Source organism: Streptomyces griseus subsp. griseus, from assembly GCF_000720255.1.
GTDB classification, from domain to species: Bacteria; Actinomycetota; Actinomycetes; order Streptomycetales; family Streptomycetaceae; genus Streptomyces; species Streptomyces griseus_I.
Window position 1 is genome coordinate 19102 of record NZ_JOJE01000032.1, and the last position, 23029, is coordinate 42130.

A 23029-nucleotide genomic window follows, 5' to 3' on the forward strand; every position below is an offset into this window, starting at 1 on the left:
TGACTTCGGAGGAGTGTGGAGGCACCCCCCACACCCGTCAACAGGTCACCTTCCGGCCAACGGCTCCCCGGTACTCGTACGCACCACCAGACTGGTCGCCAGCTCCACCCGGGTCGCCGTCGGCGCGCCCTCGCCGCGCCCCAGCTCCAGGACCAGCCGGGCCGCGGCCTCCGCCATCTCCATCAGCGGCTGCCGTACGGTCGTCAGCGGGGGCCCCACCCAGCGCGCCACCGGCAGGTCGTCGAAGCCGACCACGCTCACGTCCTCCGGGATGCGCAGCCCCAGCTCGCGTGCGGCCTCGTACAGGCCGAGCGCCTGGAGGTCGTTGCCCGCGAAGACCGCGGTGGGGCGGTCGTCCTGGCTCAGCAGCTCACGCCCCAGCCGGTAGCCGGCCTCGTGGTGGAAGTCCCCGATCTTGATCAGGTCCTGTTCGACGGGCAGCCCGGCGGTCTCCAGGGCGGCCCGGTAGCCGTCGATGCGGGCCCGGCTGCACATCATCTGCGGCGGCCCGCTGATGGCGCCGATCCTGCGGTGCCCGAGGTCGACCAGGTGCCGGGTGGCGGCGAGCCCGCCCTGCCAGTTGGTGGCCCCGATGGACGGCACGTCGGCGCCCGGATCACCGGCCGGGTCCATGACGACGAACGGGATGGACCTGCTGGTCAGCAGCGCGCGCTGGGACTCGTCGAGCCCGGACAGCACCAGGATCACCCCGTGCGGCCGACGGGCGGCGACCTGGTCGGCCCAGGTCCGCCCCGGGGTGAGCCGGCCCGCGCTCTCGCTCAGCACGACACTCAGCCCGGCGTCGCGCGCCACGTTCTCCACACCCCGGATCACCTCCATCGCCCAGGCGCTCTCCAGCTCGTGGAAGACCAGATCGATCAGGGGCGAGCGGGTCGCCTCGGCACGGCGGCGCCGGTAGCCGTAGGCGCGCAGAAGTTCCTCTACGCGGGAGCGGGTCGCGGGGGCGACGTCGGCCCGGCCGTTGAGGACCTTCGAAACAGTCGGCGCCGAGACGCCGGCCTCCCGGGCGATCTCGGCGAGCGTCGCGGTCTGCGCCGGCCTGTCCCCCGTCGGTGGTGTCGGCCGGTCTTCCGTCCGCGTTTCAGCGGGCTCCGAGGGTGTCATGGGCGCGATCGTATCCCCGCACGACCCCTTGACGAACCCCGTGCGGCGCCATAGGTTCCCCGGAACATTCGATATACACAACGAAACATTCGACGAACCGGACGTCCACCTGGTGGCTCACCGACCTCTGACAGGAGTTTCATGACCACCGCCCCCTGGCGTGACCCCGCCCTGCCCGTCGCCGCCCGCGTCGGCGACCTCCTCTCCCGGATGACCCTGGAGGAGAAGACCGCCCAGCTCTACGGCGTGTGGGTGGGTGCCGAGACGGACGGCGAGGGCGTCGCCCCGCACCAGCACGACATGACCGCCGACTACGACTGGGACGAGCTGATCACCCTGGGCCTCGGCCAGCTCACCCGTTCCTTCGGTACGGCCCCCGTGGACCCGGCGCTGGGCGCGCAGGCGTTGGCCCGCGCCCAGCGCCGGATCGCCGACGCGGGCCGCTTCGGCATCCCGGCCGTGGCCCACGAGGAGTGCCTGGCCGGCTTCACCACCTGGGGCGCCACGGCGTACCCCGTCCCCCTCGCCTGGGGCGCCAGCTTCGACCCGCCGCTGGTCGAGGAGGTGGGCCGGCACATCGGCCGCGACCTGCGCTCGGTCGGCGTCCACCAGGGCCTCGCGCCCGTCCTGGACGTCGTACGGGACGCGCGCTGGGGCCGGGTGGAGGAAACGATCGGCGAGGACCCGTACCTGGTCGGCACGGTCGGCTCGGCCTATGTGCGCGGTCTGGAGTCGGCCGGGGTCGTCGCCACGCTCAAGCACTTCGCCGGGTACGCCTCCTCGGCGGGCGCCCGCAACCTCGCGCCCGTCCGGGCGGGGATCCGGGAGTTCGCCGATGTGACCCTGCCCCCCTTCGAGATGGCGCTGCGCGAGGGCGGGGCGCGGTCGGTGATGGCCGCGTACACGGAGACGGACGGCATCCCCGCGTCGGCTGACCCCGCCCTGCTGACCGAACTCCTCCGCGAGGAGTGGGAGTTCGCGGGCACGGTGGTCGCCGACTACTTCGGCATCGGCTTCCTCGAGAGCCTGCACCGCGTGGCCGGCTCCACCGCCGACGCGGCCCGTCTGGCGCTGGCCGCCGGTATCGACGTGGAGCTGCCCACGCTGAAGTGCTACGGCGAGCCGCTGACCGAGGCCGTCCGCGAGGGCCGGGTCCCGGAGGCGCTGGTGGACCGGGCGGTGCGCCGGGTCCTGGAGCAGAAGTGCGAGTTGGGCCTGCTGGATGAGGACTGGCGCCCCGAGCCGGCCGAGCCCGAGCGGATCGATCTGGATTCGGCGGCCAACCGGGCCCTGGCCCGCCGGCTCGCGGAGGAGTCGGTGGTGCTGCTGGACAACCCCGACGGTCTGCTCCCCCTCTCCCCCGACACCCGGATCGCGGTGGTGGGCCCGAGGGCGGCGGACGCCCTGGCGATGCTCGGCTGCTACTCCTTCCCCTCCCACGTCCTGCCCCACCACCCCGAGGTGCCGCTGGGCATCGAGATCCCGACGCTGCTGGACGCCCTGCGCACCGAACTCCCGGACGCGAAGGTGACGTTCGCGGAGGGCTGCGGGGTGTCCGACCCGGACACCTCCGGTTTCCCGGAGGCGTTCGCGCGGGCGTCGGAGGCGGACGTCTGCGTGGCCGTCCTGGGCGACCGGGCGGGCCTGTTCGGTCGCGGCACCTCGGGCGAGGGCTGTGACGTGACGGAGCTACGGCTGCCCGGCGCGCAGAGCGAGTTGCTGGACGCGCTGATCGGCACGGGCGTCCCGGTCGTCCTCGTCCTCCTCACGGGCCGTCCGTACGCGCTCGGCCGCTGGCACGGCCGCCTGGGCGCGGTCGTCCAGGCCTTCTTCCCGGGGGAGGAGGGCGGCCCGGCGGTGGCCGGGGTGCTGTCGGGCCGCGTCAACCCCTCCGGCCGCCTCCCGGTCAGCGTCCCGCAGGTACCGGGCGGCCAGCCGTGGACCTACCTCCAACCACCGCTCGGCCTCGCCGACGCGGTCAGCAACCTCGACCCGACCCCGCTCTACCCCTTCGGGCACGGCCGCTCCTACACGACCTTCACCTGGGACGACTTCACCGGTGGCACCGAACCGACGGAGATCGCCACGGACGGCTCGTACGACCTCTCCCTCACCGTCCGCAACTCCGGCGACGTGCCGGGTGCGGAGGTCGTCCAGCTCTACCTGCACGACCCGGTGGCCTCCGTGACCCGCCCCGACGTCCGCCTGATCGGCTACCAGCGCCTGGAACTGGACCCGGGCGAGTCGGCGCGGGTGACCTTCCACTTCCACACGGACCTGTCGGCCTTCACCGACCGCGCGGGGCGGCGGGTGGTCGAACCGGGGGCGCTGGAACTGCGGTTGGGAACATCCAGCGCGGAGACGCGGCACGCGGCTGCTCTGCGACTGACCGGACCCGTGCGTGACGCCGGGACGGACCGGCACCTGCGGTGCGAGGCGGAGGTGGCTCGCGCCTGAGGGACGGCCGGCTTGTTGGGGGGCCGGCTCCCGCTGTCCGGGCGGCTCGGGGGGCCGCCCGGGCAGCGGACCCATCGCTACTCCTCCCCCACCACCTCGAACCGCCACCGATGCACCGCCCGCGTCACCAACTCACCGTCCGGATCGGGCAGTTCCGGGAGTTTTGCGTCGTACGGCGCGTCCCACCACGTGATGACCAGCACCCGGTCGCCGGGGGCCCGGAAGGTCTCGCGGCGCAGTGGCTCGGCCGGCAGGCCCTGTGCCCGTGCCCAGGTCAGCAGGTCCTCGCCCCGGCCGGGCACCGCACGGGCCTCCCACATCAGCGCGAGCGTCACGAGTAGAGGTTCTCCCCGCTCACCTCGTGCACGTGGTCGTGGGTGGGAGCGGGCACGTGCGGGTCCGTCACCGGCAGGGACGAGTCCGCCGACAGGTCCCAGCTGGACGCCGGACGCCCCCGGGTCACCATCTCCGCGCCCAGCGCCGCCACCATCGCACCGTTGTCCGTGCACAGCTTGGGGCGCGGCACCCGCAGCCGGATGCCGGCCGCCTCGCAGCGTTCCTGCGCCAGTACGCGGAGCCTGGAGTTGGCCGCCACACCGCCGCCGATCATCAGGTGGTCGACGCCCTGGTCCTTGCAGGCCCGTACCGCCTTGCGGGTCAGCACGTCCACCACCGCCTCCTGGAAGGACGCGGCCACGTCACGCACCGGCACCTCCTCGCCCGCCGCCCGCTTCGCCTCGATCCAGCGGGCCACGGCCGTCTTCAGGCCGGAGAAGGAGAAGTCGTACAGGGGGTCGCGCGGGCCGGTCAGGCCGCGCGGGAAGGCGATCGCCTCCGGATCGCCCTCGCGCGCGTACCGGTCGATGACCGGGCCGCCCGGGAAGCCCAGGTTCAGCACGCGCGCGATCTTGTCGAACGCCTCGCCCGCCGCGTCGTCGATGGTGGAGCCCATCGGGCGCACGTCCGAGGTGATGTCCGTCGACAGGAGCAGCGAGGAGTGCCCGCCGCTCACCAGCAGCGCCATCGTCGGCTCCGGCAGCGCCCCGTGCTCCAGCTGGTCCACGCAGATGTGCGAGGCGAGGTGGTTGACGCCGTAGAGCGGCTTGCCGAGCGCGTAGGCGTACGCCTTCGCCGCCGATACGCCGACCAGCAGCGCCCCCGCCAGCCCCGGGCCGGCCGTCACGGCGATGCCGTCCAGGTCCTTCGCGGAGACGCCCGCCTCCTTCAGCGCCCGGTCGACGGTCGGGACCATCGCCTCCAGGTGGGCCCTGCTGGCCACTTCCGGCACGACCCCGCCGAAGCGGGCGTGCTCGTCGACGCTGGAGGCGACGGCGTCCGCCAGCAGGGTGGTGCCCCGGACGATGCCGACGCCGGTCTCGTCGCAGGAGGTCTCGATGCCGAGGACGAGGGGTTCGTCAGCCATGGGTGTCGGTTCCTTGCACTGATGTCGATTCCGCGGCGGCGCCGCTCTTGGACGCTGTGATCAGGCGCATCACCAGGGCGTCCACGTTCCCCGGCTGGTAGTAGCCGCGCCTGAACCCGATGGGCTCGAAGCCGAAGCGCTCGTACAGCTTCTGCGCGCGGACGTTGTCGATCCGGCACTCCAGCATCACTTCGGCACACTCGAAGGCGGTCGCCGCCTTCAGCAGCTCGGTGAGCAGCCGCCCGCCGAGTCCCGTCCCCCAGTGGTCGCGGGCGACGGCGATGGTCTGGATGTCGGCGCCCTCGGCGGAACCGCTGTCGGACGCGACACCGGTGGCGGCCAGCCCCGCGTATCCGACGATCCGGTCGTCCGACTCGGCCACCAGGTAGCGGCGGGTCGCCTCGGGACCGCGCGAGTGGGCCAGCTCGGACCAGAACATCCCCCGCGACCAGGCGTCCTCGGGGAAGAGGTCCTTCTCCAGTTCGAGTACCGGGTCGATGTCCCACCAGCGCATCTCGCGCAGCCGAGGAGTCACGGTCGTATCGGTCACTTGGGGGTGACCACCTTGTAGTTCTTCGGGACCTGGGCGTCCGGACGGCGCAGGTACAGCGGCCGTGGCGCGGGCAGCTCCTCGCCCGCCGCCAGCTTCTCGGCGGCCAGCGCGGCCAGCGCCGCGGCGGACACGTGCTGCGGCTCGTGCGCGTTCGGGAAGGTGTCCGGGTACAGCAGCGCGCCCGCGCCGACGGCCGGCAGTCCGGCCACCTGTTCGGCGATGTCGGCGGGCCGGTCGACGGCCGGGCCCGTGAGGCGGGTCCGGGAGTCGGCGTAGCGCGCCCAGTAGACCTCCTTGCGCCGGGCGTCGGTCGCCACGACGAAGGGGCCGTCGATGTCGGACGCGTAGGCGAGCCCGTCGAGGGTGCACAGTCCGTGCACGGGGACGCCGAGGGCGAGTCCGAAGGTGTCGGCGGTCATCAGGCCGACGCGCAGCCCGGTGTAGGGGCCGGGGCCGATGCCGACGACGATGCCGGTGACGGCGTCGAGCTTCAGTCCGGCCTCGGCGAACACACGGTCGACGGCCGGCAGCAGCAGCTCGCCGTGCCGGCGCGCGTCCACCTGGCTCGACGAGGCGATGACGTCCGTTCCGTCGTGCACGGCGACGGTGATGGCTGGGGTGGCGGTATCCAGAGCGAGCAAGAGCACGCAAACAGCCTACGGCGCCCAGGGGCCCGTGTCGGCCGCCACGGTGCGGCGCCCGGTGACTGCTAACGTCGCCGGGAAGCACCTGGACGCACACGCACAGGGCTGCACGGCGAAGCTCGAAGGACAGAAGCAGAGGTGGCGACGGTGGCAAGGAGCAGCTCGACAATCGTGGCCGGGCTCACCGTGGCGGCCGTGGGCACCGTCGGCTTCCTCGCCTACCAGGCGTCGGCGAGCGCGCCCCCCTCCCTGGCCAGGCCCAGGGCGAGCGCCTCACCTCCGGTGACGAAGGCCCCCCGGGTGAAGCAGGACCCCGCCGTCCCGCCCGGTCGTTCCGGCACGGGTGAGCGTGTCGTGTACTCGGTCGGCGGCGACCGGGTGTGGCTCGTCGAAGGGGACGGCGCGGTCCGGCGCACGTTCAAGGTGACACCCGGCACGGTCGACCCGACCCCGGGCCACTACCGGGTCACCTCCCGCTCGAGCGCCGTCACCGGCACCGACGGCACCCCCATCGAGCACGTCGTGCGCTTCGCCGTCCTGCAAGGCGTGCCCGTCGGCTTCAGCGCGGCCACGAGCAGTGTGCCGCAGCCGGCCGACGCGTCGGTGCCGACGGGCGGCATCCGCGAGTCGCGCGCGGACGGCGAGGCGATGTGGCGGTTCGCGACGATCGGCCAGCACATCGTCGTGGTCCCCTGATCGAGTGATCCGGCGCCCGCCGGTTTCCCTAGGCGGCCTTGCGGCGCGGCTCGGTCCGCTCCATCGTCCCCGGGTCCGGCACGCGGGGCGGCGTCGAGATCGTGTGCGCGGCCGCGCAGGAGGCCAGCAGGTCGCGCATGGACACCCCGGGCAGTGCGTACGGCCGCGGCTGGACCACCTTGGTCTCCGCAGTGGACATGGGCGCCTCCTGAGGGGCCGGGGGCAGACGTACTTAGGCACACCTAACTACGGGGCTGGATACCATGTGACCACGCCCGGGACGCCCGGCGCAACATCTTGCCGACGTCTTGTCGGAACGTTCATACGATCGACTCAGCGCCCCCGCGCCTCAGGCGGAGAGCACGCTCAGATCCACCGTCGCCCACCGCTCCCCGAGCCCGGACACGGTCACGTGCCGTACCTCGTCGGTGGTGTCTCCGACCGCCCGGTGGATGACGACCTGGAGCCGGTCCTCCGTCAGCTCCTCGACCTTGCCCTCGCCCCACTCCACGACGATCACCGACTCCGGCAACGAGACGTCGAGGTCGAGGTCCTCCATCTCGTCGAGCCCACCGGAGAGCCGGTACGCGTCGACGTGGACGAGCGGCGGACCGTCCCCGAGGGAGGGGTGCACGCGGGCGATCACGAAGGTCGGCGAGGTGACCGCGCCCCGCACTCCCAGGCCCTCGCCGAGCCCGCGCGTGAGCGTCGTCTTGCCCGCGCCGAGCTCCCCGCTGAGCATCAGGAGGTCACCGGCCCGCAAGAGCTTGGCCAGTCGGCGGCCCAGCTCCCGCATCTGCTCGGGAGAGGTGACGGTCAGTTCGAGGTCAGCCGGGTTGCGCGGTGCCGCTGGTGCTTCCATAGCCACCCACGGTAGCCCCTGCGGGCACCGCGCCCGTGCGGGTGAGCAGGTCGGCGAGGCGGTCGGTGACCACCTCCGGGTGCTCCAGCATCACCAGGTGCCCGGCGTCCGGTACGAGGACCAGCTCGGCGTCCGGCAGCAGGTCGGCGATGGCTTCGCTGTGCTCGCTCGGCGTCACGAGGTCGGCGACCCCGGCCAGCACGAGCACCGGCATGTCGGTGAAGTGGGCGAGTGCCTCGGTCTTGTCGTGGTCGGTGAACGCCGGGTAGAACTCGGCGACCACGTCGATCGGCGTGCCCTCGATCATCCGCTCGGCGAACCGCTCGATCCCGGGGTCGACGTCACGGGACGCGAACGAGTACCGCTTGATGATCCCGGCGAACAGTTCCGCCGTCGCCCTGCGCCCCTTCTCCACCAGCTCGGCCCGCTGCCCCAGCGCCTTCAGCACCCCGGGGAGCACCCGCCGCACCGCGTTGACGCCGGCCACGGGGAGCCCGAAGTTGACCTCGCCGAGCCGCCCCGACGACGTCCCGACCAGCGCCGTACCCACCACCCGTTCCCGGATGAGCTCCGGATACTGCGCGGCCAGCGCCATCACCGTCATCCCGCCCATGGAGTGACCGACGAGCACGAGCGGCCCGTCCGGCGCGGCGGCGTCGATGACGGCCTTCAGGTCCTGGCCCAGCTGGTCGATGGTGACCGGCACGTCCTCCTGGATCTGTGCCGCCCCGCGCCCGGACCGCCCGTGGCTGCGCTGGTCCCAGTGCACGGTCCGTACGACGCCCCGCAGCGCGGCCCGCTGGAAGTGCCAGGAGTCCTGGTTGAGGCAGTAGCCGTGACTGAAGACGACGGTCACCGGGAGGGGCGCCTTACGGCCGAAGAGGCGTCGGCGACGGGGGGCCGGTCCGCCCTCGGGCTCGACGTCGTCGACCTCGTAGTACAGCTCGGTGCCGTCGTCGGCGTGCGCCTTGCCGGGTGTGCCGCGCAACGACCCGTACGGCCCGGTGGAGTCGAGGGCCAGCTGAGCCTTTCTGCGCATGCCCCGGCCGACCGTCATCCGTTCGAGTGCCACCCCGGCGGCCGCTCCCGCCGCGAGGACACCTATCGCGGCGCCCGCGATGCCGGTCGCCCTGCGCCAGCCCCCGGCCGTCGCGTCCGCGGCGGAGGCCACGGCCACCGAGGCGGCGTGCGCGACGGCCTCCGCACTGCTCTCGCTCACGTACCGCTCCTCTTCGCCGCTGATCGCTTGTCTGGCCGTTCGGGACGCAGGTGGTTCACCTGCCGTACCGGTATGGGTGATGCGGGTGGTGCACTTGCCTATCGGTGCGGGTTACCCGTCCCGTCGATTGTTCACATGGCCGCGTCCGCGCGGACGCACACCTGTGGACGCCTTCAGGTGGCCACATTGACGTAGACGCGGGGAACGCGTGTTCCGATCCGGGTGACGATCTCATACGCGATGGTGCCCGCCGCCTTCGCCCAGTCCTCGGCGGTGGGCTCACCCCGGTCGCCGGGCCCGAACAGCACCGCCTCAGTGCCCGCTTCGGGCTCGTCTCCGCCGAGGTCGACGACGAACTGGTCCATCGCGACGCGCCCGGCGACCGTACGCCATTTGCCGCCGACCAGGACCGGGCCGGTGCCCGAGGCGTGCCGCGGGATGCCGTCCGCGTAGCCGACCGGGACGAGGCCGAGGGTGGTGGCTCCCGGAGTGACGTAGTGGTGCCCGTAACTGACGCCGTGTCCGCCCGGGACGTGCTTCACCAGCGCGATGGACGCGGACAGTGTCATCACCGGGCGCAGCCCGAAGTCGGCGGGGGCGCCCAGCTCAGGGCTGGGCGAGATGCCGTAGAGGGCGATACCGGTACGGACCAGGTCGAAATGCGTCTCGGGCATCGTGAGCGTGGCCGGCGAGTTCGCGATGTGCCGCACCTCGGGGCGCACACCCCGCTGTTCGGCGTACGCCACCATCTCCCGGAAGAGGGCGACCTGGGCGTCGACGGAGGGATGCCCCGGCTCGTCGGCGCAGGCGAGGTGGGACCACAGTCCCGTCACCCGGACCAGCCCCTCGGCCTCGGCCCGCAGTGCCTCGCCGACCAGCTCGGCCCAGTCGTCGCCGGGCTGGCAGCCGTTGCGCCCGAGTCCGGTGTCGGCCTTGAGCTGGATCCGGGCCGCCCGTCCGGCCAGCCGCGCCGCCTCCCGCACCTCGGCCAGGGCCCACATCCCGCTCACCGAGACGTCGAGATCCGCCTCGATCGCCTGCCGCCAGGGCCCGCCCGGCGTCCACAGCCAGCACATGATCCGCACCTCGGCCGGCACTCCGGCACGCTCACGCAGCGCGAGGGCCTCCTCCGGCGTGGCCGTACCGAGCCAGGTCGCACCCGCCTCCACGGCCGCCCGCGCACACGGGATCGCGCCGTGGCCGTACCCGTCGGACTTGACCACGGCCATCAGCTGCGCGCCCGGCGCCCGCCCACGCAGGGCCCGCACATTGGCCCGCAACGCGGCCAGATCGATCTCAGCACGGGCCCGTAGGGGCGCAGTCGACACAGATCCTGTCTCATTCATGGCGCCCCCAGTCTCTCAGAGCCACAGCACACCCCATGGCTCCTCCTCCCCCCACCCCACCGATTAGCCCGTCCGGCGTTCGCTCCCCCGCATGCCGGTCCGGCCGTCGCGTTCCAGCCCACCGGCACGTCTCAGAGAAACCTCACCCCCGCCGCACATCCCGCCACGCGCCCACGACCGCCTCCGCCACATCGTGCGCCCCCACCGGCGCCCCCTGGGCCGCGAACCGCCCCGCCAGCCCATGCAGATACGCCCCCGCACTCCCCGCGTCCACCGCCGACAACCCCGCCGCCAACAACGACCCCGCCAGCCCCGACAGCACGTCCCCGCTCCCGGCCGTCGCCAGCCACCCCGTCCCCGTCGCGTTCACCCGCACCACATCCCCGCCCCCCGGCCCGACCACCAACGTCGTCGACCCCTTCAACAGCACCGCCGCCCCGTACCGCCCCGCCAACTCCCGCACCGCCGCCAGCCGAGCCCCCTCCACCTCCTCACGCGCCACCCCCAGCAACGCCGCCGCCTCCCCCGCGTGCGGCGTCATCAGCGTCGGCGCCGCCCGCCCCCGCACCGCGGCCACCTCCGCCAGCCGCAACCCGTCCGCGTCGATCAGTACCGGCACCTCCGCCCTCAGCACCTCCGCCACGGTCGCCGCGTCGTCCCCGGCCCCCGGCCCGACGACCCACGCCTGCACCCGCCCCGCCAGCCGGGGCCCCTGGTCCGACACGAGCGTCTCCGGGAACCGCGCGATCACCGCGTCCCCGGCGGGCCCCACGTACCGCACGGCCCCCGCCCCGCCCCGCAGCGCCCCGGCCACCGCCAGCACGGCCGCCCCGGGATAGCGCGCGGACCCGGCGGCGATCCCCACCACACCCCGTCGGTACTTGTCGCTCTCGGCGGCCGGCCTGGGCAGCAACCGGGCCACGTCGGCGTGCTGCAACGCCTCCAACTCGGCCCGCTCGGGCAGGTCGAGGCCGATGTCGACCAATCGCACCGACCCGGCGTACTCCCGCGCCGGATCGATCAGCAGCCCCGGCTTGTGCGTGCCGAAGGTGACCGTCAGGTCCGCCCGTACGGCGGCCCCGTGCACCTCCCCCGTGTCGGCGTCCACGCCACTGGGCAGGTCGACGGCGACCACCGTGGCCCGCGACCGCTCCGCCGCGACCGCCAACGGCACCGCGTCCGGCCGCAGGCCGCCCTTGCCCCCGATGCCGACGATGCCGTCCAAAACCAGATCGGCCCGCTCGATCAACTCCTCCGCGGCACTGGGAGCGACCGCGCGCCCGCCCGCCCTGCGCAACGTCGTCAGCCCACCCGCGTGGGCCCGCTCGGGCGCCGGCAGCACCGCCGTGACGCCCGCGCCCCGCCGCGCGAGCCTGGCCCCGGCGTACAGGGCGTCTCCCCCGTTGTCGCCGCTGCCGACCAGCAGCACGACCCGGCTGCCGTACACCCGCCCCAGCACGTCGGCACAGGCGGCGGCCAGCCCGGCGGCCGCCCGCTGCATCAACGCCCCTTCCGGAAGCCTCGCCATGAGCTCCCGCTCCGCCGCCCTGACCGTCTCCACGCTGTAAGCACTACGCATGCGAACGAGTCTTCCCCGTCCCCGGCGAATCTCCCCGTCCGTGACGCACCGAGTGCGTTCATCGCCGCTCCGCCACCCCTTTTGCCGAACGCCCGGACGGACCGGCCTCACCCCTCGGCGATCACCACGGCCGACGCCACCCCCGCGTCATGGCTCAGTGACACATGCCAGGACCGCACCCCGAGCTCCTCCGCCCGGGCCGCCACCGTCCCGGTCACCCGCAGCCGCGGCCGGCCGCTGTCCTCGACGTACACCTCGGCGTCCGTCCACAGCAGGCCGGGCGGGGCCCCCAGCGCCTTGGCCAGGGCCTCCTTGGCCGCGAACCGCACGGCGAGCGAGGCGGGCCCACGGCGCTCCCCGCTCGGCAACAGCAACTCACTCTCCCGGAACAACCGCCGGACCAGCCCGGGCGTACGCTCCAGCGACGCCGCGAACCGCTCGATCTCGGCGACATCGACGCCGACCCCGATGATGCTCATGCGCTGCACCTTACGTGGGCCCACTTGCGTCACCGGGCGCGTAGCCGCCGAGGCAACGGGGTCTCCGACCGGCTTACTCCACCGTCACCGACTTCGCCAGGTTCCGGGGCTGGTCCACCTCGTTCCCCCGAGCCGTGGCCAGCTCGCACGCGAACACCTGCAACGGCACCGTGGCCACCAGCGGCTGAAGGAGCGTCGGGGTGGCCGGGATCGAGATGAGGTGGTCGGCGTACGGGACGACCGCCTCGTCGCCCTCCTCCGCGATCACGATGGTCCGCGCGCCCCGGGCCCGGATCTCCTGGATGTTGGACACGATCTTGTCGTGGAGGACGGACCGGCCCCGAGGTGAGGGCACGACGACCACCACCGGCAGGTCCTCCTCGATCAGCGCGATCGGCCCGTGCTTGAGCTCGCCCGCCGAGAAGCCCTCGGCGTGCATGTAGGCCAGCTCCTTCAGCTTCAGCGCGCCCTCCAGCGCCACCGGGTAGCCCACATGCCGCCCGAGGAACAGCACCGTGTTCTTGTCGGCGAGCGTGCGCGCCAGTTCGCGTACCGGCTCCATCGTCTCCAGGACCCGCTCCACCTCGCCGGAGATGTGCGCCAGGTCCCGGACGACCGCCGAGATCTCGTCGCCCCACTTGGTGCCGCGCACCTGGCCCAGGTACAGCGCGACCAGATAGCAGGCGACGAGCTGCGTCAGGAACGCCTTGGTGGAGGCGACCGCGACCTCCGGGCCGGCGTGGGTGTACAGCACCGCGTCCGACTCGCGCGGGATGGTCGAGCCGTTGGTGTTGCAGATCGCCAGCACCTTGGAGCCCTGCTCGCGGGCGTGCCGCAGCGCCATCAGCGTGTCCATGGTCTCGCCGGACTGCGAGATGGCGATGACCAGCGTCCGCGGGTCGAGGATCGGGTCCCGGTAGCGGAACTCGCTCGCCAGCTCCACCTCGCACGGGATGCGGGTCCAGTGCTCGATGGCGTACTTGGCGATCAGCCCGGCGTGGAAGGCCGTACCGCACGCGACGACGACGATCTTGTCGACCTCGCGCAACACCCCCGTGGGGATCCGCACCTCGTCCAGCGTCAGTGAACCGGAGGCGTCGATGCGTCCCAGCAGCGTATCGGCGACCGCCTTGGGCTGCTCGGCGATCTCCTTGAGCATGAAGTAGTCATAACCCCCCTTTTCCGCGGCCGAGGCGTCCCAGTCGACGTGGTACGAACGCACCTCGGCCGGGCGGCCGTCGAAGCCGGTGACCGTCACTCCGTCCCGGCGCAGCTCCACCACCTGGTCCTGACCCAGCTCGATCGCCGACCGCGTGTGGGCGATGAACGCGGCGACGTCCGAGGCGAGAAAGGCCTCGCCCTGTCCAACGCCCACCACCAGTGGCGAGTTCCGCCGCGCCCCCACCACCGTGTCCGGATCGTCGGCGTGCACGGCGACCAGCGTGAACGCGCCCTCCAGGCGCCGGCACACCAGCCGCATCGCCTCGGCGAGGTCCGCGCAGGAGGAGTACTCCTCGGCCAGCAGGTGCGCGACGACCTCGGTGTCGGTCTCGGAGGCCAGGTCGTGCCCCCGCTCCGCCAGTTCCTCGCGCAGCGCGGCGAAGTTCTCGATGATGCCGTTGTGCACGACGGCGACGCGCCCCGCGTTGTCGAGGTGCGGGTGGGCGTTGACGTCGGTCGGACCGCCGTGCGTGGCCCACCGGGTGTGCCCGATGCCCGTGGTCCCCGTCGGCAGGGGCCGGTCCACCAGCTCCTTCTCCAGGTTGACCAGCTTCCCGGCCTTCTTCGCGGCGGCCAGCCCGCCGTCCGCGAGCACCGCGACGCCCGCCGAGTCGTACCCCCGGTACTCCAGACGCTTCAGCCCGGCCATCACGACTTCGAGGGCCGACTGTGAACCCACGTATCCCACGATTCCGCACATGGGCCGCAGCCTACGGGCCGAAGCCCGGCATTTTCCGGCACAGCATGCCCGATTTCGGAAATCCCCGGCCCCGAACGACCGCCGAAACCGCCCTCTGCGGCGAGCGTGACGGACCCCACCCGCCAACCCGTTCAAACTCCGTTAACAATGGACTGTGATCTCTCCGGTCTCCTCGATACCCCGGAGCGCCCACCGGCACAAGCCGGAGGCGACTCCCTACGTCGACCTCACCCGTACCGAGTGGAGCGCGCTGCGCGACAAGACGCCGCTGCCGCTCACCGCGGAGGAGGTCGAGAAGCTGCGCGGCCTCGGTGACGTCATCGACCTCGACGAGGTGCGGGACATCTACCTGCCGCTCTCCCGTCTCCTCAATCTCTACGTCGGCGCCACGGACGGCCTCAGAGGCGCTCTGAACACCTTCCTCGGCGAACAGGGCTCCCAGTCGGGCACCCCGTTCGTCATAGGAGTCGCCGGCTCGGTCGCGGTCGGCAAGTCCACCGTCGCCCGCCTCCTCCAGGCCCTGCTGTCCCGCTGGCCCGAGCACCCGCGCGTGGAACTGGTCACCACCGACGGCTTCCTGCTGCCCACGAAGGAGTTGGAGGACCGCGGCCTGATGTCGCGGAAGGGTTTCCCCGAGTCCTACGACCGGCGCGCCCTCACCCGCTTCGTCGCCGACATCAAGGCCGGCAAGGACGAGGTCACCGCACCCGTCTACTCCCACCTCATCTACGACATCGTGCCGGACCGCAGGCTCACGGTCCGTCGCCCCGACATCCTGATCGTCGAGGGCCTGAACGTCCTCCAGCCCGCCCTCCCCGGCAAGGACGGCCGCACCCGCGTCGGTCTCGCCGACTACTTCGACTTCAGCGTGTACGTCGACGCGAGCGCCGAGGACATCGAGCGCTGGTACCTCAGCCGCTTCCGCAAACTGCGCGCGACCGCCTTCCAGAACCCCGACTCCTACTTCCGCAAGTACACGCAGGTCTCCGAGGAGGAGGCCGTCGACTACGCCCGCACCCTCTGGCGCACCATCAACAAGCCCAACCTGCTGGAGAACATCGCCCCCACCCGCGGCCGCGCCACCCTGGTCGTCCGCAAGGGTGCGGACCACAAGGTGCAGCGGCTGCGCCTGCGGAAACTCTGATGCGTTAGAAAGGCGTCATGCTGCATCTGCGCCTGATCACGCCGTCCGCCACGACCGACGACGTGGTCCGCCTCATCGAGAGGACGGTCGGCACCACCCACCTCGTCGTGCTGCCCGGCGCCGCCCGCAACCCCGCCGGGGACGTGGTCCTGTGCGACGTAGCCCGCGAGGCCGGCGACGAACTCCTGTCTGACCTACAGGAGTTGGGTTTGGACACCACCGGCTCCATCGCCGTCGAGAACATCGACCTGTCGCTGTCCAAACGCGCCGACAAGGCCGAGGCGGAGGCCCCCGGCGAAGGCGCGGACGCGGTCCTGTGGGAGCACCTGACCGACGCCACCCACGAGGAGTCGACGCTCTCCGTCACCTACCTCGCCTTCATCACGCTGGCCACGATGATCGCGGCCTGCGGTGTGGTGCTCGACAACGCGGTCCTCATCGTCGGCGCGATGGCGGTCGGCCCGGAGTTCGGCCCGCTCGCCGGAATCTCCACCTCGATCGTGCAGCGCGCCCCCCGCCTGGCCCTGCGCTCACTGATCGCCCTCCTGGTGGGCTTCGCCGTGGCCATGGCGGTGACGGTGGGCTTCAGCCTCTTCATGGACGCGCTGGACCTGTTCAGCAAGGAACAGCTGGAGGCCGACCGCCCCCAGACCGGCTTCGTCTACGCCCCCGACGCCTTCTCCTTCATCGTCGCCGTCCTGGCCGGCGCCGCAGGCACCCTCTCCCTGACCTCCGCCAAGTCCGGAGCCCTGGTCGGCGTGGCCATCTCGGTGACGACGGTGCCGGCCGCCGCCAACGCGGCGGTAGCCCTCAGCTACGGCGACACGAAACAGACCTGGGGCTCAACGGAGCAACTCCTCCTGAACCTCCTGGGCATCATCCTGGCGGGAACGATGACCTTGCTCGCCCAGAAATGGGCGTGGCGGAAGCGCACCTGAAGGGGCGCGGGGCTCTGTCGATTTGCGGCTCCGCCGCGTGGGCGCGACAAGCCACGAAGCATCCGCAGCCCGCGAAGCACAGAACCCCGCACCTCAAACCCGCTCTCAGCCCAGCGTCGACTTCACCACATCGGCCAGCCGCCCGGCCACAGACCGGGCCTGATCAATGTCCGCCGCCTCGACCATCACCCGAACCAACTGCTCGGTCCCCGAAGGCCGCAGCAGAACCCGCCCGGTAGACCCCAGCTCCCGCTCCGCCTCGGCAACAGCCGCAGCAAGCTCGGCTGAGTCCCCGACACGGGTCCTGTCCACATCCGGCACATTGACCAGCACCTGCGGCAACCGCTCCATGACGGACGCCAGCTCCCGAAGCGTCCGTCCCGTCTGCGCGACCCGAGCCGCCAGCATCAGCCCGGTCAGCGTGCCGTCCCCGGTGGTCGCGTGATCCAGGATGATCACGTGCCCGGACTGCTCGCCACCGAGGGCGTAGCCGTGCTCCTTCATCTCCTCCAGCACGTACCGGTCACCGACCGCCGTCTGGATGAGCGTCAGCCCCTCCCGCTCCAGCGCGAGCTTGAAGCCGAGGTTGGACATGACGGTCGCCACGACGGTGTCGGACCGCAGCACGGACCGCTCCCGCATGGCGAGGGCCAGCACCGCGAGGATCTGGTCGCCGTCGATCTCGTCACCCGTGTGGTCCACGGCGAGGCACCGGTCGGCGTCCCCGTCGTGCGCGATCCCGAGGTCCGCCCCGTGGGAGACGACCGCTTCCTTCAGCTTGTCGAGGTGGGTCGACCCGCAGCCCTCGTTGATGTTGAGCCCGGTCGGCTCGGCACCGATGGTGATGACCTCGGCACCGGCTCGCGTGAACGCCTCCGGCGAGACCCGGGCGGCGGCACCGTGTGCCTCGTCGAGGACGATCTTCAGCCCGTCGAGCCGGTTGGGGAGTACGGCGATGAGGTGGGCGACGTACCGGTCGAACCCCTCGCTGTACGTCCGTACGCGTCCGACGCCCGCGCCGGTCGGCCGGTCCCAGGGCGCGCCGGTGCGGTGCTCGTCGTAGACGGACTCGATGCGGTCCTCGAGCTCGTCGGCGAGTTTGTGGCCGCCGCGGGCGAAGAACTTGACGCCGTTGTCGGGCATGGCGTTGTGGCTCGCGGAGAGCATCACACCGAGGTCGGCGCCGAGCACGCCGGTGAGGTAGGCGACCGCGGGCGTCGGCAGCACGCCGACGCGCAGCACGTCGACGCCGGCGCTGGCGAGGCCGGCGACGACCGCGGCCTCCAGGAATTCCCCGGACGCTCGCGGGTCCCGTCCGACCACCGCTGTCGGCTTGTGGCCCTCGAAGGTGCCCGCCTCGGCCAGTACGTGCGCCGCCGCGACGGACAGACCGAGCGCCATCTCGGCCGTCAGATCCGCGTTGGCGACACCGCGCACGCCGTCCGTGCCGAAGAGTCGTCCCACGTGTCCTCCTGAGGAAGCATCAAGCGTCACTTGCGAAAGTCCTGTGCTGTGCGGCTCACGCACGAGACGTCCACGTTTCCAGGCCTACGATGCCTGATCATTCGATCGCACAAGCCTTTGAGCGTCTTGTGCCGTTATACGCCCGAAGGCTGTGATAAACGAACGCCCCGGCGGCACAGGCGTGCCGCCGGGGCGTTCGGAGTACGTGCAGGCAGCGTGCGATTAGCGCTTGCTGTACTGCGGGGCCTTGCGGGCCTTCTTCAGACCGGCCTTCTTGCGCTCGACCGCACGGTCGTCGCGCTTGAGGAAGCCGGCCTTCTTGAGCGGGCCGCGGTTGTTGTCGACGTCGGCCTCGTTCAGCGCGCGGGCGACACCGAGACGGAGCGCACCGGCCTGGCCGGAGACACCGCCACCGGCGATGCGGGCGATGACGTCGTAGCGACCCTCGAGCTCGAGCACCTTGAAGGGCTCGTTGACTTCCTGCTGGTGCACCTTGTTCGGGAAGTAGTCCTCGAGGGTGCGACCGTTGATCTTCCACTTGCCGGAGCCCGGGACGATCCGGACGCGGGCGATGGCGTTCTTGCGACGGCCCAGGCCGGCGGCCGGCTGCGGGTCGCCGAAGCGGGAGGCCATGGACTCGGAGGTGTACTCGCCCTCGACGGGGACGTCCGACTCCGTGGTGTAGCTGTCGATGTCGACGAGCTCAGTCTCTTCGACCGGCTGCTCGGTGGTGGTCTCGGCCACGATTCTCCTCAGATTCTGTTCAGTCTTAGGGGGTGGCCGGACTTACTGCGCGACCTGGGTGATCTCGAACGGCACCGGCTGCTGCGCAGCGTGGGGGTGCTGGTCACCCTTGTAGACCTTCAGCTTCGAGAGCATCTGACGGCCCAGCGTGTTCTTGGGGAGCATGCCCTTGACGGCCTTCTCGATGGCCTTCTCGGGGTTCTTGTCGAGCAGCTCGTCGTAGCGGACGGAGCGCAGACCACCCGGGTAGCCCGAGTGGCGGTACGCCATCTTCTGGGTCCGCTTGTTGCCCGAGAGGTGCACCTTGTCGGCGTTGATGATGATGACGAAGTCACCGGTGTCAACGTGGGGGGCGTAGATCGGCTTGTGCTTGCCGCGCAGGATGGAGGCGGCAGTGCTGGCGAGACGGCCCAGGACGACGTCCTGAGCGTCAATGACGTGCCACTGGCGCGTCACATCGCCGGGCTTGGGGCTGTACGTACGCACGGTTCGTAGCCTTCGCTTCTTCAGTGAATGGTCCTGACAGGTCACCGAAGACGATCACGACAGCCCAGACCGCACTGCGGTGACGCAAACCGCGTGCTGGTCGCTGGTCATCGGCCCGGTGGACCGGTGTAAGGGCCCGTCCCGTGAGAATGAGCAAGCCAATACACAACGAACATGCAGGATACCCGTGTCGCCCCTGAGGGGTCAAAACGCGGGATCACTGCTGGTTCTCACCCTACCGGCCTCTTCCCTCTCCCGGCGCTGCGTGACGAACGCGCCGGACCCGCGGGAGGGCCGCACTCGGACACAATGACACATCATCGTCACCGCGAGCACACACAGAGTCACCGCGTCCTTGACGGCGCGCCGCCGCCCCGGTTCCAGATACGGCCAGGTCAGGCCGGGGATCTGCGGCACGAGGGCGAGCCAGAACCAGGGGCCGCGGGCGACCGAGCCGACGTACGGCACTCCGGCGAGCAGCAGCGGCAGCACGACCAGCAGGTAATGATCGTACGACGGCCTGGACGCCAGGAACGCCGACAGCATCAGGGTCGTCGCCGTCTCGGCGAGACGCAGCGGGCCGGGGTCGGCGCGTCGCCGGCGCCGGTACGCGCAGACCACCCCGGTGGCGCAGGCGAGCAGGGCGACGGCCTCGGCGAGGGGCGCCGGCACCCCGAGCCGGGGCAGCACGGCGGCCGGGGATGCCTCGTAGAGCCGTACGAACGCGTCGTCGCCGCGCAGCAGGAACGGCAGGGTGCGGGTGACGAAGCCCACTGGGTCGGGCAGCAGCAGGGCCGACCCGGCGGACGCGAGCGCCGGCACCAGGACCAGCATGGCGAGCGCCCGCCACTGGCGCGCGAAGACGAACAGCAGCGCCACGGGGGCCAGCAGCGGCTTCAGGGCCACCGCCGCCCCGATCACCGCCCCGGCCGCCGGCCACCGGCCCCGGCCCGCCAGCAGCAGACCCAGCGGCAGCGCGAGCGCCGCGGTCACGGTCCAGTTGCCCAGCAGCACCAGGTGCCCGAAGGGCGCGAAGCCGGCCGCGAGCCCGGTCAGGCCCAGGGCGGCGAAGCGACTACGCAGCGGGACGCCGTGCAGACGCAGGGCACAGGCCCAGCCCGCGGCCAGGCAGCCCGTCACGGCGAGCGGCACCAGCACGCGCAGCGCGGCCGGCGGCAGCAGGGCCTGAGGGACGGCGGCGAGCACCGCGCCCGGCAGATAAAGGAAGTGCGGGTCGTCGTACGGGGAGCCGCCCGCCATCCAGGTCCGGGCCGCCCGGACGACGATCACGTTGTCCATCCCGCCGTCCGGAATCGCCCGCGTCACATGTGTCGCCAGCGCCCCCAGCACCGCCGCGAGCACCACCCACCACGGCCAGGGCGCCCGTCGCACCAACCACCCGGAGATGTCGTTTTTGCCCGTCCTCATTGACGGAACGCTAGGTGCTGCGGAGGCAGTCGGGGCGGAACAGCACGCCCCATGTCCCGTCTAAGATGCGCCCCATGAGCTATGGGCAGGGGGGACCTCAGTCACAGTGGGATCCCTGGAAACCGAATTCGCAGCAACCGTGGAACGGCGGTAGCGGCGACTCTCCGGACTGGGCCGCGCTCGCCGAGGCGTCCGAGACACGCGCCAGACGCCGTCGGCTGTTCTTCATCGGCGGCGGTGTGGCCGCCACGCTGGCCGTGGGCACGGCCGTGGCGATGGCCGTGGTGTCGGCGAACGGCAGCGACGAGGCCAACCGGCCGACGTCCTCGCTGCCCGCGACCTCGGACCTCCCGAGCGAGTCCGCCACGGCACCGTCGTTCGCGCCGACCAGCGCGCCGCCCCCGCTGGACCCCAAGGAGTTCGTCGCCAGCAAGGACAAGGACACGGCCTCGAACAGCCCGGACATCCTCTTCCCGGGCACCCAGCTCACCATGGGTTCGACCGTGTACAAGAAGGGGCCGAAGGCCGACACCACGGACTGCGCGACGGCCGCCCAGGGCACGCTGCCCAAGGTCCTCAAGGACAACGGCTGTACGCGTGTGATGCGCGTCACCTACACCAAGGGCGGCGTCGCGGTGACGGTCGGCGTGGCCGTGTTCGACACCGAGGCCCAGGCGACCAAGGCAAAGGGGCAGGCCGACAAACAGAGCATCGTGAAGTCGCTCTCCGGCGAGGGCGTGAAGGCCTTCTGCGACGGCGCCGTCTGCCGCTCCACCACCAACTCCTACGGCCGCTACGCCTACTTCACCATCGCCGGCTTCACCGGCGGCAAGGACGTGACGACCAAGGACACCGCCGTCTTCTCGGCCGGCGACGACCTCGCGGAGTTCACGTTCCGCCAGATCCGCAGGCGCGGGGAGGCCCAGGCGTCCGCGGCGGCGAACTCCTGAACCCCACCCGGGGGCCGGGTCAGCAGCACCCGGCCCCGGGCAACGTCCGCTTGTTGCGCGCCTCCTTGCTGCGCGCGGCCAGCAACTCGTCCGCCGGGTAGCCGACCTCCTCCAGCGTCAGCCCGTGCGGCCGTACGACGTGGACGGCCGAGTCCCGTACCCCGGCGGCCAGCACCTTGCCGGGCCACTCCGGCCCGCGGTGCCCGTCCCCCACGAACAGCAGCGCCCCGATCAGCGAGCGCACCATGTTGTGGCAGAACGCGTCGGCCCGCACGGTCGCGGTGATGATCCCGTCCTCACCCCTGACCAGGCTCAGCTCCTGGAGCGTACGGATGGTGGTCGCGCCCTCCCGCCGCTTGCAGTAGGCGGCGAAGTCGTGCTCCCCCAGCAGCCGCCCGGCCGCCTCGTTCATGGCGTCGACGTCGAGCGCCCAGTCGTGCCACAGCACATGGTTCCGCAGCAGCGGATCCACGCCCCCGGGATTGTCCGTGACCCGGTACGCGTAGCGCCGCCAGACGGCCGAGAACCGCGCGTTGAAGCCACTGGGCGCCTCCCGCAGCGCCCACACCCGCACATCCCGGGGCAGCCGCCCGGCAAGCCGCTTCAGCAGCTTCTCGTGATGCTCCCGCCAGACCCCCTCCGGCAGATCGACATGGGCGACCTGCCCACGCGCATGCACCCCGGCGTCGGTCCGCCCCGCCACGGTCAGCTCATACGTGGTCTCCCCCGACCGCGTAACGGTCCGCAGGGCGTCCTCGATCTCCCCCTGCACAGTCCGCCGCCCCCCGGCCTGCTTGGCCCACCCGGAGAACTCACTGCCGTCGTAGGACAGGTCGAGGCGCACCCGCACGTACCCGGGCTCAACTTCGTCACTCACACAGAGATCCTCTCAGCAACAAAAAGCGGGCCCGCCCCTCGAAAGGAACGGACCCGCAACGCCCTGAAGGGGCGCGGGGAACTGCGCGACAAGCCACGACGAAGCCGCACCCGCCAACAAAACAGTCCCCGGCAGAACGCTTACGCGTCCTTCGACTCCTCGGCGGGAGCCTCCGCGGCGTCCTCGACCTCGGTCGCCTCGGCGGCCTTGGTCTCCTCCGCCTCCTTGACCGCACGCTTCGTCGCGGCCTCGGCCTCACCCGTCGCCTGCTGCGCGACCGTCAGCGCCTCGACCAGCTCGATGACAGCCATGGGCGCGTTGTCGCCACGGCGGTTACCGATCTTGGTGATGCGGGTGTAGCCACCCGGACGGTTCTCGTAGCGCGGGCCGATCTCGGTGAAGAGCGTGTGGACGACGCTCTTGTCCGTGATCACCTGGAGCACCTGACGGCGGTTGTGAAGGTCGCCCTTCTTCGCCTTGGTGACCAGACGCTCGGCGTACGGGCGCAGGCGGCGGGCCTTCGCCTCGGTGGTGGTGATGCGGCCGTGCTCGAAGAGGCTCTTCGCGAGGTTCGCGAGCAGCAGCTTCTCGTGCGCGGCACTGCCGCCCAGACGGGCACCCTTGGCGGGCTTCGGCATTTCTTTCTCCTTGGTATCTGCCCCGGCCGTATCAGGTACCGGGGTCAGGAACCCGG

General features: G+C 71.7%; 23 protein-coding genes. 5 read left to right on the forward strand and 18 right to left on the reverse strand.

Annotated features, from left to right (window positions below):
- Nucleotides 1–45: 45 nt before the first annotated feature.
- Entirely contained in the window at nucleotides 46–1125 is a 1080-nt protein-coding gene (locus IG99_RS32360) for a LacI family DNA-binding transcriptional regulator (protein ID WP_037680324.1), read from the reverse strand.
- 141 nt (nucleotides 1126–1266) lie between these two features.
- Here IG99_RS32360 and IG99_RS32365 point away from each other — a divergent pair, with 141 nt between their 5' ends.
- Nucleotides 1267–3582, forward strand: a complete 2316-nt coding sequence (locus IG99_RS32365; RefSeq protein WP_037680326.1) for a beta-xylosidase/alpha-l-arabinosidase — start codon at nucleotides 1267–1269, stop codon at nucleotides 3580–3582.
- A 77-nt stretch (nucleotides 3583–3659) separates the two neighbouring features.
- Here the strand turns inward: IG99_RS32365 and IG99_RS32370 are convergent, their stop codons facing one another.
- Genes IG99_RS32370 through tsaB form a run of 4 tightly spaced genes read right to left on the reverse strand, consistent with a single transcriptional unit; the run spans nucleotide 3660 to nucleotide 6205 of the window.
- Complete coding sequence (locus IG99_RS32370) at nucleotides 3660–3917, reverse strand: hypothetical protein (protein WP_037680329.1); 258 nt, start codon at nucleotides 3915–3917, stop codon at nucleotides 3660–3662.
- Nucleotides 3914–5005 (reverse strand): tRNA (adenosine(37)-N6)-threonylcarbamoyltransferase complex transferase subunit TsaD, encoded by a 1092-nt coding sequence (gene tsaD, locus IG99_RS32375; RefSeq protein ID WP_037680332.1) that lies wholly within the window; start codon nucleotides 5003–5005, stop codon nucleotides 3914–3916. The genes IG99_RS32370 and tsaD overlap by 4 nt, the downstream gene beginning before the upstream one ends.
- Nucleotides 4998–5519, reverse strand: coding sequence for a ribosomal protein S18-alanine N-acetyltransferase (gene rimI / locus IG99_RS32380; RefSeq protein WP_037680512.1), 522 nt, complete (start codon nucleotides 5517–5519; stop codon nucleotides 4998–5000). The genes tsaD and rimI overlap by 8 nt, the downstream gene beginning before the upstream one ends.
- A 32-nt stretch (nucleotides 5520–5551) precedes the next feature.
- Nucleotides 5552–6205 (reverse strand): tRNA (adenosine(37)-N6)-threonylcarbamoyltransferase complex dimerization subunit type 1 TsaB, encoded by a 654-nt coding sequence (gene tsaB, locus IG99_RS32385; protein WP_037680334.1) that lies wholly within the window; start codon nucleotides 6203–6205, stop codon nucleotides 5552–5554.
- Between the two features lie 168 nt (nucleotides 6206–6373).
- On the opposite strand from tsaB, the gene IG99_RS32390 reads away from it, so the two are divergent.
- A complete protein-coding gene (locus IG99_RS32390) occupies nucleotides 6374–6898 on the forward strand; it encodes a hypothetical protein (protein WP_037680336.1) in 525 nt (174 codons plus the stop codon).
- A 28-nt stretch (nucleotides 6899–6926) separates the two neighbouring features.
- Here the strand turns inward: IG99_RS32390 and IG99_RS49770 are convergent, their stop codons facing one another.
- The 7 genes from IG99_RS49770 to glmS form a co-directional block, all read right to left on the reverse strand.
- Nucleotides 6927–7097 carry a hypothetical protein gene (locus IG99_RS49770; RefSeq protein ID WP_199815660.1) on the reverse strand — a complete coding sequence of 57 codons (171 nt, stop codon included), beginning with the start codon at nucleotides 7095–7097 and terminating at the stop codon, nucleotides 6927–6929.
- Between the two features lie 150 nt (nucleotides 7098–7247).
- Nucleotides 7248–7760, reverse strand: coding sequence for a tRNA (adenosine(37)-N6)-threonylcarbamoyltransferase complex ATPase subunit type 1 TsaE (gene tsaE, locus IG99_RS32395; RefSeq protein WP_037680342.1), 513 nt, complete (start codon nucleotides 7758–7760; stop codon nucleotides 7248–7250).
- Nucleotides 7726–8979: an alpha/beta fold hydrolase gene (locus IG99_RS32400; protein ID WP_037680343.1), complete on the reverse strand. Its 1254-nt coding sequence runs from the start codon at nucleotides 8977–8979 to the stop codon at nucleotides 7726–7728. The genes tsaE and IG99_RS32400 overlap by 35 nt, the downstream gene beginning before the upstream one ends.
- Before the next feature lie 173 nt (nucleotides 8980–9152).
- Nucleotides 9153–10325: an alanine racemase gene (gene alr / locus IG99_RS32405; protein WP_037680345.1), complete on the reverse strand. Its 1173-nt coding sequence runs from the start codon at nucleotides 10323–10325 to the stop codon at nucleotides 9153–9155.
- A 142-nt stretch (nucleotides 10326–10467) separates the two neighbouring features.
- Nucleotides 10468–11904 (reverse strand): bifunctional ADP-dependent NAD(P)H-hydrate dehydratase/NAD(P)H-hydrate epimerase, encoded by a 1437-nt coding sequence (locus IG99_RS32410; protein ID WP_037680346.1) that lies wholly within the window; start codon nucleotides 11902–11904, stop codon nucleotides 10468–10470.
- 107 nt (nucleotides 11905–12011) lie between these two features.
- Nucleotides 12012–12383 (reverse strand): holo-ACP synthase, encoded by a 372-nt coding sequence (locus IG99_RS32415; RefSeq protein ID WP_037680348.1) that lies wholly within the window; start codon nucleotides 12381–12383, stop codon nucleotides 12012–12014.
- 73 nt (nucleotides 12384–12456) lie between these two features.
- Nucleotides 12457–14304 carry a glutamine--fructose-6-phosphate transaminase (isomerizing) gene (glmS, locus tag IG99_RS32420; protein WP_037680351.1) on the reverse strand — a complete coding sequence of 616 codons (1848 nt, stop codon included), beginning with the start codon at nucleotides 14302–14304 and terminating at the stop codon, nucleotides 12457–12459.
- 154 nt (nucleotides 14305–14458) lie between these two features.
- Here glmS and coaA point away from each other — a divergent pair, with 154 nt between their 5' ends.
- Nucleotides 14459–15448, forward strand: coding sequence for a type I pantothenate kinase (gene coaA, locus IG99_RS32425; protein WP_037680355.1), 990 nt, complete (start codon nucleotides 14459–14461; stop codon nucleotides 15446–15448).
- Between the two features lie 17 nt (nucleotides 15449–15465).
- Complete coding sequence (locus tag IG99_RS32430; protein ID WP_037680358.1) at nucleotides 15466–16386, forward strand: DUF389 domain-containing protein; 921 nt, start codon at nucleotides 15466–15468, stop codon at nucleotides 16384–16386.
- A 105-nt stretch (nucleotides 16387–16491) separates the two neighbouring features.
- Here the strand turns inward: IG99_RS32430 and glmM are convergent, their stop codons facing one another.
- The 4 genes from glmM to IG99_RS32450 all read right to left on the reverse strand — a co-directional run bounded on the left by glmM (nucleotide 16492) and on the right by IG99_RS32450 (nucleotide 20508).
- On the reverse strand, nucleotides 16492–17850 hold the full coding sequence (glmM, locus tag IG99_RS32435) for a phosphoglucosamine mutase (protein ID WP_037680361.1): 1359 nt from the start codon (nucleotides 17848–17850) through the stop codon (nucleotides 16492–16494).
- Between the two features lie 222 nt (nucleotides 17851–18072).
- A complete protein-coding gene (rpsI, locus tag IG99_RS32440) occupies nucleotides 18073–18594 on the reverse strand; it encodes a 30S ribosomal protein S9 (RefSeq protein WP_037680363.1) in 522 nt (173 codons plus the stop codon).
- Between the two features lie 42 nt (nucleotides 18595–18636).
- Nucleotides 18637–19080: a 50S ribosomal protein L13 gene (gene rplM, locus IG99_RS32445; RefSeq protein ID WP_037680366.1), complete on the reverse strand. Its 444-nt coding sequence runs from the start codon at nucleotides 19078–19080 to the stop codon at nucleotides 18637–18639.
- A gap of 204 nt (nucleotides 19081–19284) precedes the next feature.
- A complete protein-coding gene (locus tag IG99_RS32450; protein ID WP_037680369.1) occupies nucleotides 19285–20508 on the reverse strand; it encodes a glycosyltransferase family 87 protein in 1224 nt (407 codons plus the stop codon).
- Between the two features lie 74 nt (nucleotides 20509–20582).
- Here IG99_RS32450 and IG99_RS32455 point away from each other — a divergent pair, with 74 nt between their 5' ends.
- Nucleotides 20583–21458, forward strand: a complete 876-nt coding sequence (locus tag IG99_RS32455) for a hypothetical protein (protein ID WP_037680371.1) — start codon at nucleotides 20583–20585, stop codon at nucleotides 21456–21458.
- A 19-nt stretch (nucleotides 21459–21477) separates the two neighbouring features.
- Here the strand turns inward: IG99_RS32455 and truA are convergent, their stop codons facing one another.
- Both truA and rplQ read right to left on the reverse strand, forming a co-directional pair.
- Nucleotides 21478–22335, reverse strand: coding sequence for a tRNA pseudouridine(38-40) synthase TruA (truA, locus tag IG99_RS32460; RefSeq protein ID WP_037680376.1), 858 nt, complete (start codon nucleotides 22333–22335; stop codon nucleotides 21478–21480).
- Nucleotides 22336–22475: 140 nt separating this feature from the next.
- On the reverse strand, nucleotides 22476–22973 hold the full coding sequence (rplQ, locus tag IG99_RS32465) for a 50S ribosomal protein L17 (protein ID WP_037680377.1): 498 nt from the start codon (nucleotides 22971–22973) through the stop codon (nucleotides 22476–22478).
- Between the last annotated feature and the right edge of the window lie 56 nt (nucleotides 22974–23029).

Excerpts from the sequence above, each read along its gene's own strand:
- tsaE (WP_037680342.1), bottom strand. The coding sequence starts at position 7,760 with ATGGAAGCACCAGCGGCACCGCGCAACCCGGCTGACCTCGAACTGACC.
- IG99_RS32360 (WP_037680324.1), bottom strand. The coding sequence starts at position 1,125 with ATGACACCCTCGGAGCCCGCTGAAACGCGGACGGAAGACCGGCCGACA.
- tsaD (WP_037680332.1), bottom strand. The coding sequence starts at position 5,005 with ATGGCTGACGAACCCCTCGTCCTCGGCATCGAGACCTCCTGCGACGAG.
- glmS (WP_037680351.1), bottom strand. The coding sequence starts at position 14,304 with ATGTGCGGAATCGTGGGATACGTGGGTTCACAGTCGGCCCTCGAAGTC.
- rimI (WP_037680512.1), bottom strand. The coding sequence starts at position 5,519 with ATGCGCTGGTGGGACATCGACCCGGTACTCGAACTGGAGAAGGACCTC.
- IG99_RS32415 (WP_037680348.1), bottom strand. The coding sequence starts at position 12,383 with ATGAGCATCATCGGGGTCGGCGTCGATGTCGCCGAGATCGAGCGGTTC.
- IG99_RS32450 (WP_037680369.1), bottom strand. The coding sequence starts at position 20,508 with ATGAGGACGGGCAAAAACGACATCTCCGGGTGGTTGGTGCGACGGGCG.
- alr (WP_037680345.1), bottom strand. The coding sequence starts at position 10,325 with ATGAATGAGACAGGATCTGTGTCGACTGCGCCCCTACGGGCCCGTGCT.
- rplQ (WP_037680377.1), bottom strand. The coding sequence starts at position 22,973 with ATGCCGAAGCCCGCCAAGGGTGCCCGTCTGGGCGGCAGTGCCGCGCAC.
- IG99_RS32455 (WP_037680371.1), top strand. The coding sequence starts at position 20,583 with ATGAGCTATGGGCAGGGGGGACCTCAGTCACAGTGGGATCCCTGGAAA.
- IG99_RS32410 (WP_037680346.1), bottom strand. The coding sequence starts at position 11,904 with ATGCGTAGTGCTTACAGCGTGGAGACGGTCAGGGCGGCGGAGCGGGAG.
- IG99_RS49770 (WP_199815660.1), bottom strand. The coding sequence starts at position 7,097 with ATGTCCACTGCGGAGACCAAGGTGGTCCAGCCGCGGCCGTACGCACTG.
- IG99_RS32430 (WP_037680358.1), top strand. The coding sequence starts at position 15,466 with ATGCTGCATCTGCGCCTGATCACGCCGTCCGCCACGACCGACGACGTG.
- IG99_RS32365 (WP_037680326.1), top strand. The coding sequence starts at position 1,267 with ATGACCACCGCCCCCTGGCGTGACCCCGCCCTGCCCGTCGCCGCCCGC.